The sequence below is a fragment of the Microvirga sp. KLBC 81 genome (assembly GCF_003075415.1).
GTDB lineage: Bacteria > Pseudomonadota > Alphaproteobacteria > Rhizobiales > Beijerinckiaceae > Microvirga.
In genome coordinates this window covers 1-14,896 of record NZ_QDAH01000101.1, presented here as the reverse complement: position 1 = coordinate 14,896, position 14,896 = coordinate 1, and the positions used below count along the sequence as shown (strand labels likewise).

Here is a 14,896-nt window from a genome sequence, read left to right as displayed (position 1 = left end):
CAATGCGCAGAGGGGGCATAGTCGTTGGCCTTCAGATAGTTGTCACGATAGTTGACCGCGAGGGCATTCGCCTTGGTGAGATAAGAGCTGTCGCCGGTCCGGTTGTACCAGTTGTAGAAGATCTCAGCCCGATCGTAATAGTTCGCGTTTTCCCAAGAGGAGCCTTCCTGGCTCCAGTGCTTGGCAGCGTATTGAGTGAAATCAGATTCGTATTTGCTGTAGACGCCGCCCTGGGCCGTCACGGTGCTGACCGAGATCTTGGGCGCGAGAAGGGATGCAAACGTAGAAGAGATAGCCATTGGTTTTGCCCCACCATTTAATATCTGGTGTTTAAAAATGTTTTATTGTTGCGAGGAACGCGCTACGCCCTCGCCCAAGCTTGATATGCTCGCGTCGACAACTCCTTTCTTTGCGAAGATAGGATGGCGCTTTTCCTGGCCCTTTAAAATGTCAGAAGTAATCAGACGTTGCCCCATACAAAAAAGCGGGAACGCCTGCGTGCAATCTATCGTCGCAATAAGATCAACCGGGATCGATTGACGTAGGGTAAATTACTGGTGCCAGGCCTTCATCCGTTACTCGCTTTATTCTGACCGACAGAACTCGCTCAGCCCAGATACTCAAGCCTAAGCTCATGAATCGGCCTTAGAGAAAGGAAATAAGGCAATATAGAGGCCAAGCTCGTAAAGATTGTCCTAAGCTCGATGATTGAAAAACGATAGCTAGCGCATCGTACGGAAAAGTGGATCCGGTTTTCCGAGTCCCACGATGCGCTCTCTAAGGAAGGGAGCATCGGATCAATCCCAAAAGTGCAGTCCACTTTTGGGATTGATCCGATGCTCTAGCGCCTCGTGCGGAACCGGAGGTCCGCGTCAGCGGCCCGAAGGGCCACGCCAGCGAAAAGGGGACCCGGTTTTCCGCACATCACGATGCGCTCTTCTAGGAAATGGGCGTCGGCTGGGCCCCAAAAGTGGATTCCACTTTTCACGTCCGATGCTTAAGCCCGTTTCCCTCTCCGCCTGGCATTGTTCCGTAAAGGAAGCGTGGCCGCAGGCCCGAAGATGAACGCGCGGGAAAAGTTCCATGGTTCTCCTAAAGCGCTGATGGCTCTTTATTCCCGTTGACCATCCGGCAGGTGCGTCCTGTAATCCATGGCGAGCGCTCAGGGCCGGCTTACGGACTAAGAACGTGCCTCCACACGGAGCGCGCTCGCGCGGGGAGCCGTGAGCCGGACGGCGCAACGAACAACCAGGCAACAAACAACCAAAACGGATAGTCAGATCATAATGCCGGACAATGAACGGGGCGCGCTGAAACTTTGAGGTTGGTCGAGTGCTTACGAAGTTCTCCGCAGATGTCAAAGGTGAATACACTGCCCCCGAGAGGGTCTGCCTAACAAAAGCAAACGCGGAACAGGTCCTGTGGGCTGTTGCCTCAAGGCAATGGTACTGCAGCGTGAAGAGGGGAGTCGACATCGTATTCGTCCTGCTTGCCGGACCTGCAGTTCTCATTGTAATTGCTATCGCCGCTGTAGCTATCCTGTGTACCATGGGAGGACCCGTCTTCTACGTACAGGAACGGGTCGGATACAAAGGACGCGTCTTCTGGATCTGGAAGCTAAGAACAATGAAGCCGGCGCCCGAGAAGGTCGGGGTCGCAACCGCGATCAACGATTGTAGAATCACTCCGCTCGGACAGTTCCTGAGGATCACCCATATCGATGAGCTGCCTCAGTTCTGGAACATCCTGCGCGGCGACATGACCCTGATCGGACCCAGACCGGAGCAAGTCCCTCTAGTGGAGGAGTACCGCAACAGCCTTCCTTATTATGATCTCAGACATCTTGTGCGGCCGGGGCTCTCTGGCTGGGCTCAGGTCCGTTACGGCTACGCAGAGACGGTCCACGACACCCGGCACAAGCTTGAATACGATCTCTTCTATCTGCTCCACCACGGGCCTGTGCTGGATCTTTGGATTCTATGGCTCACCTTCTCAGTCCTACGTGATCCAAAGATGGTCCGTTAATCAGGACAGCCGCGCTCGCGGCTTTCGGGATCACGATGGCAAGGGAGGAGCATGAGCCGGACACGTCACAGATCAATTGTGAATGTGGGGACGACGGCTACCGTCGCCGTCCTCCGAGCCTGTGAGGGACTGATCATCGTCGCCTATCTGCTCAGGGTCTTGGGAACCGAGACCTTCGGTATCTGGGCACTGATCTCGACTATGGCAGCCTACCTCCTGATTCTCGACCTCGGCGTCGTCGGCGCTCTCGGCAGGCTTCTCGCCGGCTGCCGAGGCGCCAATGACATTGAAGGGTTCAACAGGACTCTGTCGACGGCTCTCACGCTGCTCACCGGGGCCGGGGCCGTCACGCTGCTCGTCGCCTTTGCCATGGCCGAGATCTTCCCACTCGTCTTCCACGTGCCCGATCACCAGCTCGCCGACGTTCGGGGGGCCCTGCTGATCGCGGGCGTCTGGGCCGCTCTCTACTTCCCCACCTCGATCTTCGACGTCGTCCTGTGGAGCCACGAACGCTTCGACCTCAGTAATCTCGTCGAGATGCCGGTCATCGCGATCCGCCTCTGCCTCATCCTCCTGCTGATCCACGAGGGCTCGCCTCTGACGCATCTGGCGGGCATTGGCCTCGCGACGAATGTGGCGACGGTTGTCCTGACAGCGGCGTGCGCATGGTGGGTTGAGCCACGCCTGAGGCCCGTTCCGGGCGTCCTGAGCCGTGCTGCGCTCAGGGAGATTTATCCCATCGGCTTCTGGTTCTCCGCTCTATCGGTGGCAAGATCCCTCACTCAGCAGGTCGGCACGACCCTCGTGGGCCACAGCCTTGGCAACCGTGCGGTGGCGACCTTCACCATCGCCCGGCAGCTCACCACCTACTGTGCGACCGTGATGCTCTCCCTGACCCAGATCGCGGCGCCGCGTGCGGCGGTCTATTTCTTCGGTCGACGCGGGGACGAGCAGAAGATCCTCTTCGTCGGCGGCGGGCGCGCCGCCACGGCCCTGGCGCTGTTCTTTGTCGGTGGCTTTCTGAGCCTGGGGGCCCAGTTCATCTCCATCTGGCAGGGCGGCCGGCAGGATGCGGCCTTCGTGCCCCTCGTGGTGCTCCTGCTGGGCGAGGCCTTCCCCATGGCCCAGGGGGTAACCTACAGCATCCTGACCGCGATGGGCCGGCACCAGACCCTGGCGCGGTTCGCCATGATGGAAGGTCTGTGCACACTCTGTGTCGCGGCCGCCGTGGTGAGGCCGTTCGGGATTCTGGGCGTCTGCTATGCCGTTGCCATTTCAGCGACCGTTTTCCGTGGCCTCTGCCCCTGGCTTCTTACCTGCAGGCTGCTGGATGTGACCCCGTTGGCATACCTTCGCTATGCCGTTTTCCCGGTCGCTGCCGTCTGGGCCGCCGCGACCGCCGCCATCTCGCTGACAGCCGCCGAGTGGCCAGTCCGGGGATGGGTCTCCCTGATCGGGTACGGAGCGCTGTACGCAGCGATCTATCTGCCTGCCTGCGCCTTCATCATCTTGGGCCGCGAGGCTCTCGGCCCCGCAAAGGACCTCATCCGCCGTCTGCGGATCACATAGCGGCCGACCGTCATTCCGCAGCCTCCAGATCTCCGTCAGCTCGGACGGCACCCACACTGGAGGAACCCAGCCACTGGTCGAGAACTAGCAGGATGTAGAGCCGCTCGCTGTGGTCGCGGGCCCCCGCGATATGCTCGTCGGCGAGCCTGCGGATGCCGTCTGGATCGAGCAGCCCGAGGCCGCCCAGGCGCTCGCTGCCGGCGAGCGCCTCGATGCGCGGGCGTAGCGCGCCGCGGAACCACGGCGCCAAAGGGATGGAGAAGCCCCGCTTCGGCCGCTCCACGAGATCACGCGGCAGGTACCGCAACAGCAGGTCGCGCAGGATGCGCTTCCCACCGCGCGCGTCGATCAGATACCTGTCCGGCAACGAAAGCCCGAACCGGACAACCTCGTGGTCGAGGAGAGGAGCTCGGATCTCGAGCCCATGCGCCATGGAGGCTACGTCGACCTTGGGCATCAGGTCGTCCGCCAGATAGGTCTCCATATCCGCGTAGCGCATCCTCCGCAGGGGTGTTCCCTGGGCCCGCTCGAAGGCGCGGCGGATCAGCCCCTCCGTGTCCCGCCGGCGGAGCTCCCCGCGGTAGAGGAAGGCTGCTTCCCCCACCCCGAGGCAGCACCGCAGGGCGGCGAAGCGCGCCCCGAAGTCCTCCGCGGCCAAGAATCCGAGGCCACGCGCGAGGCGCCCCAGCCGGTGCGGGCTCCCGAGCAGCCCTGCGGCTGCAGCGGCGGAGGCCGCGACGCGGACCGCCCCTCGCGGGATCCTATCCGCCAGGCCACCCAGGCGGGCCGCCGTCGCGTACCATTCGTAGCCAGCGAACCCCTCATCGCCACCGTCCCCGCCGAGAGCCACCGTTACGTGCTGTCGGGCCAGCCCGGCGAGGGCCCATAAGGGCAGCGCGGACGAACCTGCGTAGGGCTCGCCGAAATGGACCACAGCCCGTGGGATCAGCTCGATCAGTCCGCTCTCGAGGCGCAGAACGTGGTGGCGCGCCCCGAGACGGCGGGCGACTTCGGTAGCCTGCCCGCTCTCGTCATAGGCGCTTTCGCCGAAGCCGATCGTGAACGTATCTACGGGCTTCTCCCCGCGCTTCGCCGCGATCGCGGTTACGAGACTGGAATCAATGCCACCGCTGAGCAGAATGCCGAGCGGCACGTCACTGCGCAGGCGCATCGCAACCGCCGTCTCCAGAAGATTCTCGAGTCGGTCGCAGGCCTCTCCATACGAGCCCTCGAATGTTTCGTTCTCACGAGCCAAGTCCCAATACCGCTGGAAGGCGAGCATTCCGCCATCCGAGACCGCCACGGTGGCAGCGGGCAGCTTGCGGATGCCGCGGTAAATCGTGAGAGGCGCGGGGATGTATCCCAGGGTGAGGTAACGGTCGAGCGCGTCCGGATCGATCATCCGGGCCCCGCCGATGCCCTCTCGGAGCGCCCCCATCGACGAAGCGAAGTAAAGGATCCCCCGCTCCTCGGCGAAGAACAGGGGCTTCTTCCCGATCCGGTCACGGGCGGCGATGAGCTCGCCTTTCTCGTCATCCCAGGCGACGAAGGCGAACATGCCCCGGAGGAGGCCGAGGCTCGCCGCGCCGTTGCGGGCGAGGAGCCGCTGGAGGACCTCGGTGTCGGAGGCCGTACGGAAGACCTCGCCCTCGCGAGCGAGGGCGTCGCGGAGTTCGACGTAGTTGTAGATCTCGCCATTGAACACGATGGCGCGGCGGCCGGAGCTGTCGACCATGGGCTGGCCGCCTCCGGCGAGATCGATGACGGAGAGCCGCCGGTGGGCGAGGCAGGCCCGTCCTGACGGCGAAATCCATAGCCCTTCGCCATCGGGCCCGCGATGGGCGAGGAGCCTGGCCATCGCCCTGACCTTCTCCGGGTCCGGCCGCCGGTCTTCAGCGAGGGCGATCCCTCCTGCGATGCCGCACATGCTCAAGCCTCCCTTCGGATGAGGCTGGCGCTCTTCCCGGCGACCTGCCTGTAGAGCTTCTCATAGGCGCGCACCATGGCCGCGTGCCCGAACTCCTCCAAGACCCGCTCTCGAGCGGCTCGCGCCATCCGGGTCCGCCCGACCGGGTCGGTGAGAAGGCGTCGGATGGCTTCCGCCATGGCTGCGGGGTCTCCCGAAGGCACGAGCGTTCCGCAGGTGCCGCCGTCGAGCAGCTGCGGCGTTCCGCCCACGGCCGTCGCCACTACAGGGATTCCGCTCGCCATGGCCTCAAGAACGCTGATCGATGTCCCCTCGGACACGGACGGAAGAACGAAGAGGTCAAGATCGCGGTAGGCAGGGGCCGTGTCGGCGAGCGTTCCGGCAAAAAGAACCTTGCCTCCGAGGCCGAGGGCCTCCGCCCGCTCCTGCAGGGCTTCGCGGAGCGGTCCATCCCCCACCAGTACGAGTCGAGCATCGGGGACCTGACGGACCAGCAACGCCATCGCTTCGAGGAGCAGGGCGTGATTCTTGACCGGGTCGAGCCGGGCCACGCAGCCAAGGAGGGGAACGTCCGGCCCGATGCCGAGGGCCTCCCGCAGGATCCCGCTCCTTCCGCTCGGGGCGAAGCGGGCGGTGTCGATGCCGTTGATGATCGTGACCACGCGTGAGGCGGGGATCCGGGCCCTCCGGACGAGGTGCTCGCGCAGGGAGGCCGATACCGCCACCACCATGTCGGTACGGAGCCCGGCCCACCAGCGCAGCGCGTCCCCGAACCACGGCTCATTGAGACTGAAGCCGTGGGCCGTGTGTATGACCGCCGGCACATCCGCCGCCCGCGCCGCCAGGGCGGCCTTGGCCCAGACGCCGTTCTGCGCATGGACCACATCGGGCGCCCGCGCGGCGAAATGGTGACAAAGCCCTGGGTGGGGGCGCAGGATCGGGGCCGTCCCGGGGCAGGGGACGAGCGCCACCGGGATCCCGGCACGCCGCAAACCCTCTGCGAGCTCTCCCTCCTTCTGCAGGCACGTGACGCCGACCCGGTGCCCCCGCGCGGCCAGGGCCTGGGCGAGGGCGGCCGTCATCGTCTCCATCCCGCCGGTCTCGAGAGAGGGCAGGACCATCTCCACCGCGAGGGGGGCGCCCGCTGTCATGTCGTCGCCGCTACGGCTGCTCCGAGGGGCGCCCCGGCGAGCAGGTCGGGCCGCACCTCCGCGTACAGCGACAGGTGGGCGGCTACGCGGCGTTCCAGCGAGAACCGGTCGATCGCCTCGGCTCGGGCAGCCGAGGCCTCCGGCGATCTTCCGCGGGCGAGGGCTGCCTCGATGCCCTGGACCAGCGCGTCGACATCTCCAGGCGAGACGAGCTCGCCGGACCCGGGGACGGCCAGCACATCCGGCACAGATCCTGCCGCGGTGGCGACCACGGGCGCGTCCGCTCGCATCGCCTCGAGCAGAACGTTTGGCAGCCCCTCCCGCCCGGGTCGGGACGGCAGGACGACCGCATCGACCTGGGAATAGAGTGATGTCACGTTCTGGACCATGCCCAGGAAGTGGACGTGGTCCTGAATCCCGAGGGCCGCCGCCTGCCGCTCGAGCGCGGCGCGCTCCTGCCCGTCGCCGGCCACCGCCAGGGAGACAGGCCGCCCGGCGGCGGAGAGGCGGGCGACGGCCTCGATCAGGAGGTCGAGCCCTTTCTCGGGGCTGAGACGGGAGACCGCGGTAATGAGCGGCCGGCCCGGTTGACGGAGGTGGTCGAGCCGAACGTGCTCCCCGTCCGGCGGGATCGGAAAGGACGCGTTATGGATCAGCCTGACCCGCTCCGCGACATCCGCGAACACGCGGCGGTTCTCCTCGGACAGAACGACGAGCCTGTCGGCCCGGCGCAGCAGCATTCTATCGAGCCGGTTGTAGAGCTGCATCTTCAGGTTCTCATCCGTGGCCCCGTGGAAGAAGGCAATCCAGGGCAGCCGCAGGCCCGCGAGCCGCAGCAGGAACACCAAGGTGGTCATGCGGTAGCCGTGCGTCTGAATGATGTCCGGCTGCCATTCGTAGAACGCTTGGCGGAGGCGTCCGGGAAGAGCGGCGTCCAAGGGGCCGTTGTCGGGGATGACCACGTGGGGGACACCCGCTCGCTCAAGATAGCCAATGAAGGGGGATGGTGGGCGGCCCGAGCGCTGGAACATGAAAACTCGCAGGTCGATCCCATGCTCCTGCAGCGCCCGCGAGAGCGCCGTGAGTTGGCGCCCCGGTCCCGAGATGATCCAGGTATCCATGACGGCGGCGACACGCAAGCGGGGAGTGCCCGGTCCGTGCGGGACAATCGACGGAAAGGCCTCAAGTGGCATCGTATCCCTTCTCCCTGGCTGCCTCATAGGCGCATGCGGCGCATGTGCTGCCCGCCGATCCCGCAGCCGTGAAGGGAGGCGAGATCAGGATTCTGGACACGACCGCCGAAGCGTGCTCGATGCAAAGATCGTTGAAGCCCGCCATCCCGGGCCAGACCTCCGTGTTGACAGTGATGAGGACATTGAGGGGCTGCATCGACCGGAACCTTGCAAAGCTGGCGCAGAACGCGTGTCGGCACCTCGCCTGAGAACACGTTGGACGGAAGGTCTCCGATGATGCCGCTGCCCACGCTCTTCAAGGTGCTGCATCCCATCCTGGCGAGCGATGCCTGCGGGCTTTGCCCCAACGTTTCAGTGCATGGCTGTTCAACATGTCGCCGAATATGATGTTGCTCGCCTTGTGCTGTCGCAAGGCATGGCGCTGGCAATTGCGAGGTATCTTGCCCGTATCATGGCAAGGCCTATGTGGCCCTGCTGGCGTAGGCGAAACAATGATCAAGCTGGTCTTCTGGGCGTCCGTTGTCCTGATCCTGTACCACCACGTCGGGTATCCCCTGGTGGTCCGCGCCATCGCAGCGTGGATCGGACGCAAGTCCCATGAACCCGTGTCCGAGCCCGCTGTTCCGCCATCGGTCACGATCATCGTCCCGGCCCATAACGAAGAGGCCGTAATCGCCGCCAAGATACGCAATCTGGCGGCGCTCGAGTATCCGCGCGACAGGCTGACCGTCGTGCTGCCGCTTGACGGTTGCACCGATGGTACCGCAGCGATTGCGCGGGGCCTTCTGGGAGAGATCGGCAGCCTGGATCTGCGGATTGTCGAATACCCGTCCAACATCGGCAAGATCGCTGTGCTCAACGACCAGATCGGCAGGGCTCATTCTGACATTGTCGCCCTCAGCGATACCTCCTCGCTTCTCGATCCGCAGGCGTTGTCTCAGGCCGTTCGCCATTTCAAGCGTCCTTCCGTCGGCGTGGTCTGCCCGACCTACGCGCTCATCCGTCCGGGAAGCGAAGGGGAGCGGGCCTATTGGAACTATCAGACCCGCGTGAAAGCCGCCGAAGGCGCGGTCGGTGCGCCGATGGGCGCGCATGGAGCCTTCTATCTTTTCCGCCGGAACCTGTGGGAGCCTCTGGAGCCTGACACGATCAACGACGACTTCGTCCTGCCGATGCGGATCGTGCGGCGGGGATACGACGCCGTCTACGATATCGGCATCGTCGCAACGGAACTCGAGACCAGCACCGCCCGACAGGATTTCCGACGCCGCATCCGGATCGGCGCGGGCAATCTCCAGCAGGTTCTGCGCCTTCCTGATCTTGCCGATCCGCGCCGGCCCGGACTCGCCTTCACCTTTCTGTCCGGAAAGGCCCTGCGCGCTTTCATGCCCTTTCTCCTGCTGATCGCTGCGGTCTCCCTTCCGGTTCTCGCCGTGCGGGAAGGGGGCTTTTACCTCTATGCCCTTACAGGAGAGGTCCTCGTCGGCTTAGCGGCCCTTGTCGGCCATTTGGGGGTACCCGGAATGATACCTCGCCCAGTTCGTTGGGCGGCCTATTTCGTTCAGGGGCACGCAGCAGGATTCATCGGAGCCCTGATCCTGCTCGGCGGTTTGCAGGGACACGCATGGAAGCTCTCCGCCGCAGCCAAAGCGAAGGCTTGAACGGCTCGGACCTTATACCGTCCCTGACGATGATAGCCTTTCTAACGCTACGCAACATGAGTGACCGCATGCGCCGCCTGTCTCTCCTTGCTGTCCTGGCCTGCCTCTCTGCCCCCGCGCTCGCGCAATCTCCACCAGGGACTTCCCCGATTCCTGACCGAGGCGACATCGATGTAGCCAATGCCGAAAGACTCGCGCTGAGATTCCCGGGTAACCAAGAGATGACCGGCGACTATCGAATCGGTGTGGACGGCACGATATCGATCCCCCTTCTGGGACGCATTCCGGTGAGAGGAATGTCGACGGCGCAGCTCGAGGAGGTTCTTTCCAGACGCCTGGAGCAGATGACGGGACGGTCCAATGCCGTCACCGTCGAAGTCGCCGCCTACAAGCCTCTGTTCGTGACCGGACTCGTGACCAGGCCGGGGGCTGTCCCTTGGCACCCCGGCATGACGGTGCTCCAGGCGGTCGCCCTGTCGGGCGGAATGTTCCGCCCTGCCGGGCCGAATGTCGGAGGTCCAGCGGCCGGCGAGGTCGAGATGGCCCGATACCGGCGTGCCATGGAGGACCGGAAGCGAGCCCTCGCGGCTCTCGCCCGGTTACAGGCGGAGCGCCAGGATTCAACGGAGATCCAGGTCCCGCCGGCCCTCGTCACCATCGCGGGGCAGAAGGAAGCCGAGGAGTTGATCGCGGCCCAGAAAACCCTGCTGCTCAGCCGGCAGAGATCGTTCTCGAACCAGCTGTCATCGCTCAAGCGCGGCATGGAGCTCGCAGCGCAGGAACTTGATGGCCTGCGTGAGCAGGGTAAGCGGGTCGCGGAGCTGCTCCAGATGCAGCGCGACGCGCGCCAGCGGCTCGGCGAATTGCAGCAGAAAGGAATCGTGGTCGCGCAGCGCGCCTTCGAGGCGGACATGAAGGTGTCCGAACTGGAGGAGAAGACGGCGAACGTGGCTGTCGCCACCGCACGGGTGCAGGCGACGGTCGCGGCCATGCAGCGGGACACGGTGGTGCTCACGGAGGAGCGCAAAGCCTCTATCGAGGCGGAGATTGACCGCCTTCAGAAAGAGGTCTCCCAGCTGGCAGACGAGGCGGCTTCGGCGCGCCAAGCATACAATGCCATCGCGGGCGCCTCCATCGCGGCAGAGCGCGGCGACAGGATCGAGATCATCTATTCGGTAGTTCGCAGCGACCAAACGGGGCAGACGACGATGAAGGCCGACCAGTCCACCCCCTTGAAGCCGGGAGACGTGCTAATCGTATCCCAGGACTTCAGGGCTGGTGAGTGACGGAGAGTGCGGCCCGTCGCCAGGACAGGACATGGACAACTTCTGCATCAGAGCCGCCGAAGAAATCACCCTCGCGCTGAGACAGACCAAGGCGCGCGCGATCGCCTTCGCGGCCCCCCTGCCAGGGTCCGGTGTCAGCGCTTTCGCCGCTCTTACAGCGGGCGTTCTGGCGCGATCAGGCCAGCCGACGCTCCTGATCGATATCTCCGGAACGGCGCAGGATCCTGCCAGCGAGGAGGCCTGGACCCCAGGGCAGGGAGAAGCGAAGATCAGGGCCGCCCGGACGCAGGCAGACTTCGCCCGGCTCACGGTGCGGGCTGGGCCGGAAGTGCAGTTCCTGTTCGACAATATCGAGTGGTTCCGGAACATGCTGGACAATGACCTGTCATCCTACGACTACATCGTCCTGGACCTTGCGCCTCTCTTTGACAGACCGGTGGATACCGTGAATCCGTTTGCAGCCGCGGCAGCCTGTGATGCCTTGGTTCTGGTTTGCCGGAGAGGGGACATCACGAAAGAGAGACTCAGAAACGCAGTAGATGTGGCCCGCGCAACGGGATGTAGGCCTTTCGGCATTGTGATGATCCAGGGCGGGTACACTTCTGTCGGGGAGGAGATCGCCCGCAGCGCACAAAAGCTGTTCTTTTTCGCTCCCTGGCTTGCAAAGCGGATCGTCCGGAGGGTGAGGGCGAGCGAGATCCTGGACTGATCCCGGCTCCTTCAGGGCGAACAGCAGAATTGATCCTTAGGAAGTACGCTCTGCTACTGAATTGCCGACCAGTTCTCATTCCTGGTCCATGAATTATGGGATGCTTAGAGGAGTCTTCCGGAGCAGGTCTATATCCGTTCCAGGAGCAGCCAGGACATGGTGGCAGAGATAACGGCGTCAATCGCGAGAGGACTGAGTGCGGAGTGCACGCTCGGGATCTCAGGCTGTGAGGAATCTCAGGCGGGGTCAGGTCGCGCCGCTGTTTGAGCGCCCTGGGACTGGAGCTGTATTGGAGGTTTGGAATCATGCGTCAAAGCGTCGATGTTAACCGAGTCCTTGAGCAAAACCGCCGGTACCACGACGAGGTCGAGGCTGACGTCTATGACACTCGGATGGGTGTCATCCACGATTCCTTCACCGTCAGGCAGATGATCGCGGAACTCGAACGGGTGCTGGGCCGCCCTCTCCCCACCGGCTGCACGGTCGTCGACGTAGGCGCCGGGACCGGTAATGTCGCGGTCAAACTCGCTATGAGCGGGCGGTTCGATCGCATCATCGCGGCCGATATCAGCGAGGGCATGCTCGCTCGGGCGCGGGCGAGCGCAGAGGCTGCAGGCTGCAGCATCGAAACCGTTCAGACTGATATGGTGCGCCTACCATTCGAGGATGAAACGATAGATCTCGTGGTTGGGTGCGCCGTGCTTCATCACCTGCCCGATCCTCTGGCCTTCATGGCCGAGGTGCGGCGCGTTCTGAAGCCGGGTGGCTCCTGCATCTTCATCGGCGAGCCTTCCAAGTGGGGCAAACGCATCATCGAAACGCTCAAGCTGCCGCTAATCGGCGTAAACCGAGTTTACAAGCTCGTAAGCGGACGACCCGGCATCTCGTGGGAACACGACAACATCGACGTCCATACCTTCTCCATCCGCGATCTCAGGCGCGTGACGGCCGGTTACGAGAATGTGCGTCTGGTGCCTGAAGGTTTCCTGGAGACCGTGCTCGACCAATCGTTCTTCACTGCAATCCGCTATATGCAGGGAACATTGCCGGGTGTGATTCCTGTCGTGACGGCAATCCGCCGAACGTGCCGCGCCCTTGACCAATCCTTGCTCAACCGCATCGTTCCGAGGGATCTGCGCACGGACATGAAGTTCTCTGCGGTGAAGCCCGCGCGAACAGACACGGCTTCGGTCACTTGAAGGTCCAGACGGCTCGCCCGGATGTCGCTCACGATAGCCCTCATCCATCAAGCAGGACGAGCCGTCCACGACGTCGAGGGAGTAGTCCCTAAGATCACGGGTTAATCCTTCCAGCCTATGGCAGCATGCCACCCCTCATCAGTCACATCAGCGAGGAATCTCATGCTGGCTCAAACGGCGGGTGAGAAGCGCTATGACTTCGCCGAGGTCGCGGTGATAGGTATCACCGCCTTCCTGTTAGTGGTCATAATGTTCCGCCTGATGGGAACGTCTGTGCTCCAGAGCGATGTGCTGGGGTATTCGTTGCAAAGTCAGCACTGGTGGCAAGCCAACTGGCACCTTCCTGGATATGCGATCCTGCTGTGGGCTCTACGCGCGCTGACCTTCAATACAATCGGTGATGTGCTTCTGATGCAGACCATATGCCTTGCTGCATGGAGTGGATCGCTCTGGGTGTTTTTCCAGATTGCCGAACACGTGAACCCCGCTGCGGCGCGGTTGGGGGCCATGATTTACGGACTCTATCCATTTGTAGGGATCACGCTCATCGCATGGCCCTTGTCCGATATGGTCGCCAATTTTGCTCTCATCTATGCAGTTCTGTGCCTCTACGAGCGGGACTGGCCGCGCCTTACACTGGCAATAGCGGCGATGCTTCTTATGCAGAAGGCCCTCTGGCCGTTCTCCGCGCTCATCGGTCTCGTCGCGTGGCGACGAGGCTTCCCCTTGTGGCGCGTTTTCGGTTCTGGTGTTCCCCTTGTGCTGTTTTGGCTCTTTGTCGCAGTCAATGGGGAGGGCTTATTGTGGATAGTGTCCGTCGATATGTCCAAGCACTTTTCGGTGCACACAAGCCTGCCGCTACTAGACGGCATCCTGGGTACACTCATGCGCGGCGATGTGCGCGGCATCACCAAAGGTCTCATTCTGCTGGGCCTGCTCTTTGGTACCGGGGCAATGACCTGGATCTACGGACGACGAGGTAATCTTGAGATGATTGCCATTCTGATTCCGGTTCTAGGGCTGCTTGTCGTATTGAATGAGTGGGTGATCTGGGCAGCCTTCCGCTACTCGAAAATCCTTGTCATTCCTTTGATTGGTCTTCTACCGCAGAGTTATCCGTCAGTTCGGCGGCTCGCCCGCGCTCCGAGGGTGTTCTGGATATGCGTGGTGATTCTTGTGGCAAGCCAGCTTGCATTCGCGATGCGTATTGAGATTTATTTCAGGAATGACATCAGTGGAGAAAACTATGAGGCGGCCAAGCAGGGCAATAGCAATTGACGGGATTGGGAAGGTATGGAGATTCATCTCCGTTCCTAGTTGCGTGAGTTGGAAGTTTCTTGGCAGGTCGCCTCTGCGTCGGTGATGTATGATCCCGCGTGCTGGAGGTGGTCATGCCCAACCGACCGGCCCATTCGCTTGCCCTCAATGACACGGATCGCGCTGTCCTGAAGACTTGGGCCCGGCGGCGCAAGACGGCTCAGGCCCTCAGTCTCCGCGTGCGCTTGGCGTGAGCCGTCCGACCGTGCAGATCTAGCGCATCGTGCGGAACCGAAGGTCCGCGTCAGCGAAAAGTGGATCCGGTTTTCCGCGCCCAACGATGCTCTCATTGAAGGAGAAAGCATCGGACCCAAAAGTGCAAATCCACTTTTCACGTCCGAGGCTGTAGCGGCAACGCTTTGCCCAGCATAACCCTGATGGGCCTTCAGGCCACGGAGCCTCCGTCCAATGGCACGAGGTCGCGCTTCTTGAGCCGATGGAACACGCAAAAAAGCCGTACCGTCGAGCCCACGAGGTCGATCTTAACGCTTTCCTTCCCCCTGTTTGCGGAAGGCAGCGTATTTGTAGGACGTGGCATAGGCCTGATTGAATTGCTTGCTGCCGTCGAGCCACGCTCCCCTTACGGCTCCTGCGAGGACCACATCGCCCCTGTCGCGGTAGGTAGTGTCGCCGGTCTGCCGATAGACCCAGCCGAAACCACTCAGGATCAGATTGTTCAGGTCCGGCGCCGGCTCCCTCATCTCGCCAGCATAGTCGCCTTCAATATACATGAAGGACTGGCTCTGCTCGTCCCAGGTCTTGCTCCAGAGATAATCGAGTACCTTCTTGACCGCCGTGAGAATGCGCGGATCGGCCTCGTAGGTGGTGTAGTAGTCGATCAGGGTGTCATTGAGCAGGC

Annotated in this window: 13 protein-coding genes; 7 read left to right on the top strand and 6 right to left on the bottom strand. The window is 62.8% G+C overall.

The window, feature by feature from the left end; all coding sequences use genetic code 11:
* On the bottom strand, positions 1–299 hold a 299-nt coding region (locus tag DC522_RS29355), incomplete at its 3' end, for a hypothetical protein (RefSeq protein WP_133239404.1).
* Positions 300–1,332: 1,033 nt separating this feature from the next.
* On the opposite strand from DC522_RS29355, the gene DC522_RS29350 reads away from it, so the two are divergent.
* A complete protein-coding gene (locus DC522_RS29350; RefSeq protein WP_116532044.1) occupies positions 1,333–2,025 on the top strand; it encodes a sugar transferase in 693 nt (230 codons plus the stop codon).
* 51 nt (positions 2,026–2,076) lie between these two features.
* Positions 2,077–3,594, top strand: coding sequence for a lipopolysaccharide biosynthesis protein (locus DC522_RS29345; RefSeq protein ID WP_116532043.1), 1,518 nt, complete (start codon positions 2,077–2,079; stop codon positions 3,592–3,594).
* 10 nt (positions 3,595–3,604) lie between these two features.
* On the opposite strand, the gene asnB is transcribed toward DC522_RS29345, so the two are convergent.
* The 4 genes from asnB to DC522_RS29325 are packed head-to-tail and all read right to left on the bottom strand — an operon-like array spanning position 3,605 to position 8,061.
* Positions 3,605–5,521: an asparagine synthase (glutamine-hydrolyzing) gene (gene asnB / locus DC522_RS29340; RefSeq protein WP_116532042.1), complete on the bottom strand. Its 1,917-nt coding sequence runs from the start codon at positions 5,519–5,521 to the stop codon at positions 3,605–3,607.
* A gap of 2 nt (positions 5,522–5,523) precedes the next feature.
* Complete coding sequence (locus DC522_RS29335; RefSeq protein WP_116532041.1) at positions 5,524–6,672, bottom strand: glycosyltransferase; 1,149 nt, start codon at positions 6,670–6,672, stop codon at positions 5,524–5,526.
* Positions 6,669–7,865 carry a glycosyltransferase gene (locus DC522_RS29330; protein WP_165820368.1) on the bottom strand — a complete coding sequence of 399 codons (1,197 nt, stop codon included), beginning with the start codon at positions 7,863–7,865 and terminating at the stop codon, positions 6,669–6,671. The genes DC522_RS29335 and DC522_RS29330 overlap by 4 nt, the downstream gene beginning before the upstream one ends.
* On the bottom strand, positions 7,855–8,061 hold the full coding sequence (locus DC522_RS29325) for a hypothetical protein (RefSeq protein WP_116532039.1): 207 nt from the start codon (positions 8,059–8,061) through the stop codon (positions 7,855–7,857). The genes DC522_RS29330 and DC522_RS29325 overlap by 11 nt, the downstream gene beginning before the upstream one ends.
* A gap of 295 nt (positions 8,062–8,356) precedes the next feature.
* On the opposite strand from DC522_RS29325, the gene DC522_RS29320 reads away from it, so the two are divergent.
* The 5 genes from DC522_RS29320 (at position 8,357) to DC522_RS29300 (ending at position 13,998) form a co-directional block, all read left to right on the top strand.
* The gene (locus tag DC522_RS29320) at positions 8,357–9,526 is read left to right on the top strand and encodes a glycosyltransferase family 2 protein (RefSeq protein ID WP_165820367.1); all 1,170 of its coding nucleotides are present in this window, start codon (positions 8,357–8,359) and stop codon (positions 9,524–9,526) included.
* A gap of 68 nt (positions 9,527–9,594) precedes the next feature.
* Complete coding sequence (locus DC522_RS29315) at positions 9,595–10,812, top strand: polysaccharide biosynthesis/export family protein (RefSeq protein ID WP_165820366.1); 1,218 nt, start codon at positions 9,595–9,597, stop codon at positions 10,810–10,812.
* A gap of 31 nt (positions 10,813–10,843) precedes the next feature.
* Positions 10,844–11,521: a hypothetical protein gene (locus DC522_RS29310; RefSeq protein WP_116532036.1), complete on the top strand. Its 678-nt coding sequence runs from the start codon at positions 10,844–10,846 to the stop codon at positions 11,519–11,521.
* A 305-nt stretch (positions 11,522–11,826) separates the two neighbouring features.
* Complete coding sequence (locus DC522_RS29305; protein ID WP_116532035.1) at positions 11,827–12,720, top strand: class I SAM-dependent methyltransferase; 894 nt, start codon at positions 11,827–11,829, stop codon at positions 12,718–12,720.
* 162 nt (positions 12,721–12,882) lie between these two features.
* A complete protein-coding gene (locus DC522_RS29300; RefSeq protein ID WP_116532034.1) occupies positions 12,883–13,998 on the top strand; it encodes a hypothetical protein in 1,116 nt (371 codons plus the stop codon).
* Positions 13,999–14,519: 521 nt separating this feature from the next.
* Here the strand turns inward: DC522_RS29300 and DC522_RS35130 are convergent.
* Positions 14,520–14,896 (bottom strand): hypothetical protein (locus tag DC522_RS35130; RefSeq protein ID WP_205769830.1); only part of this gene is annotated, 377 nt, incomplete at its 5' end.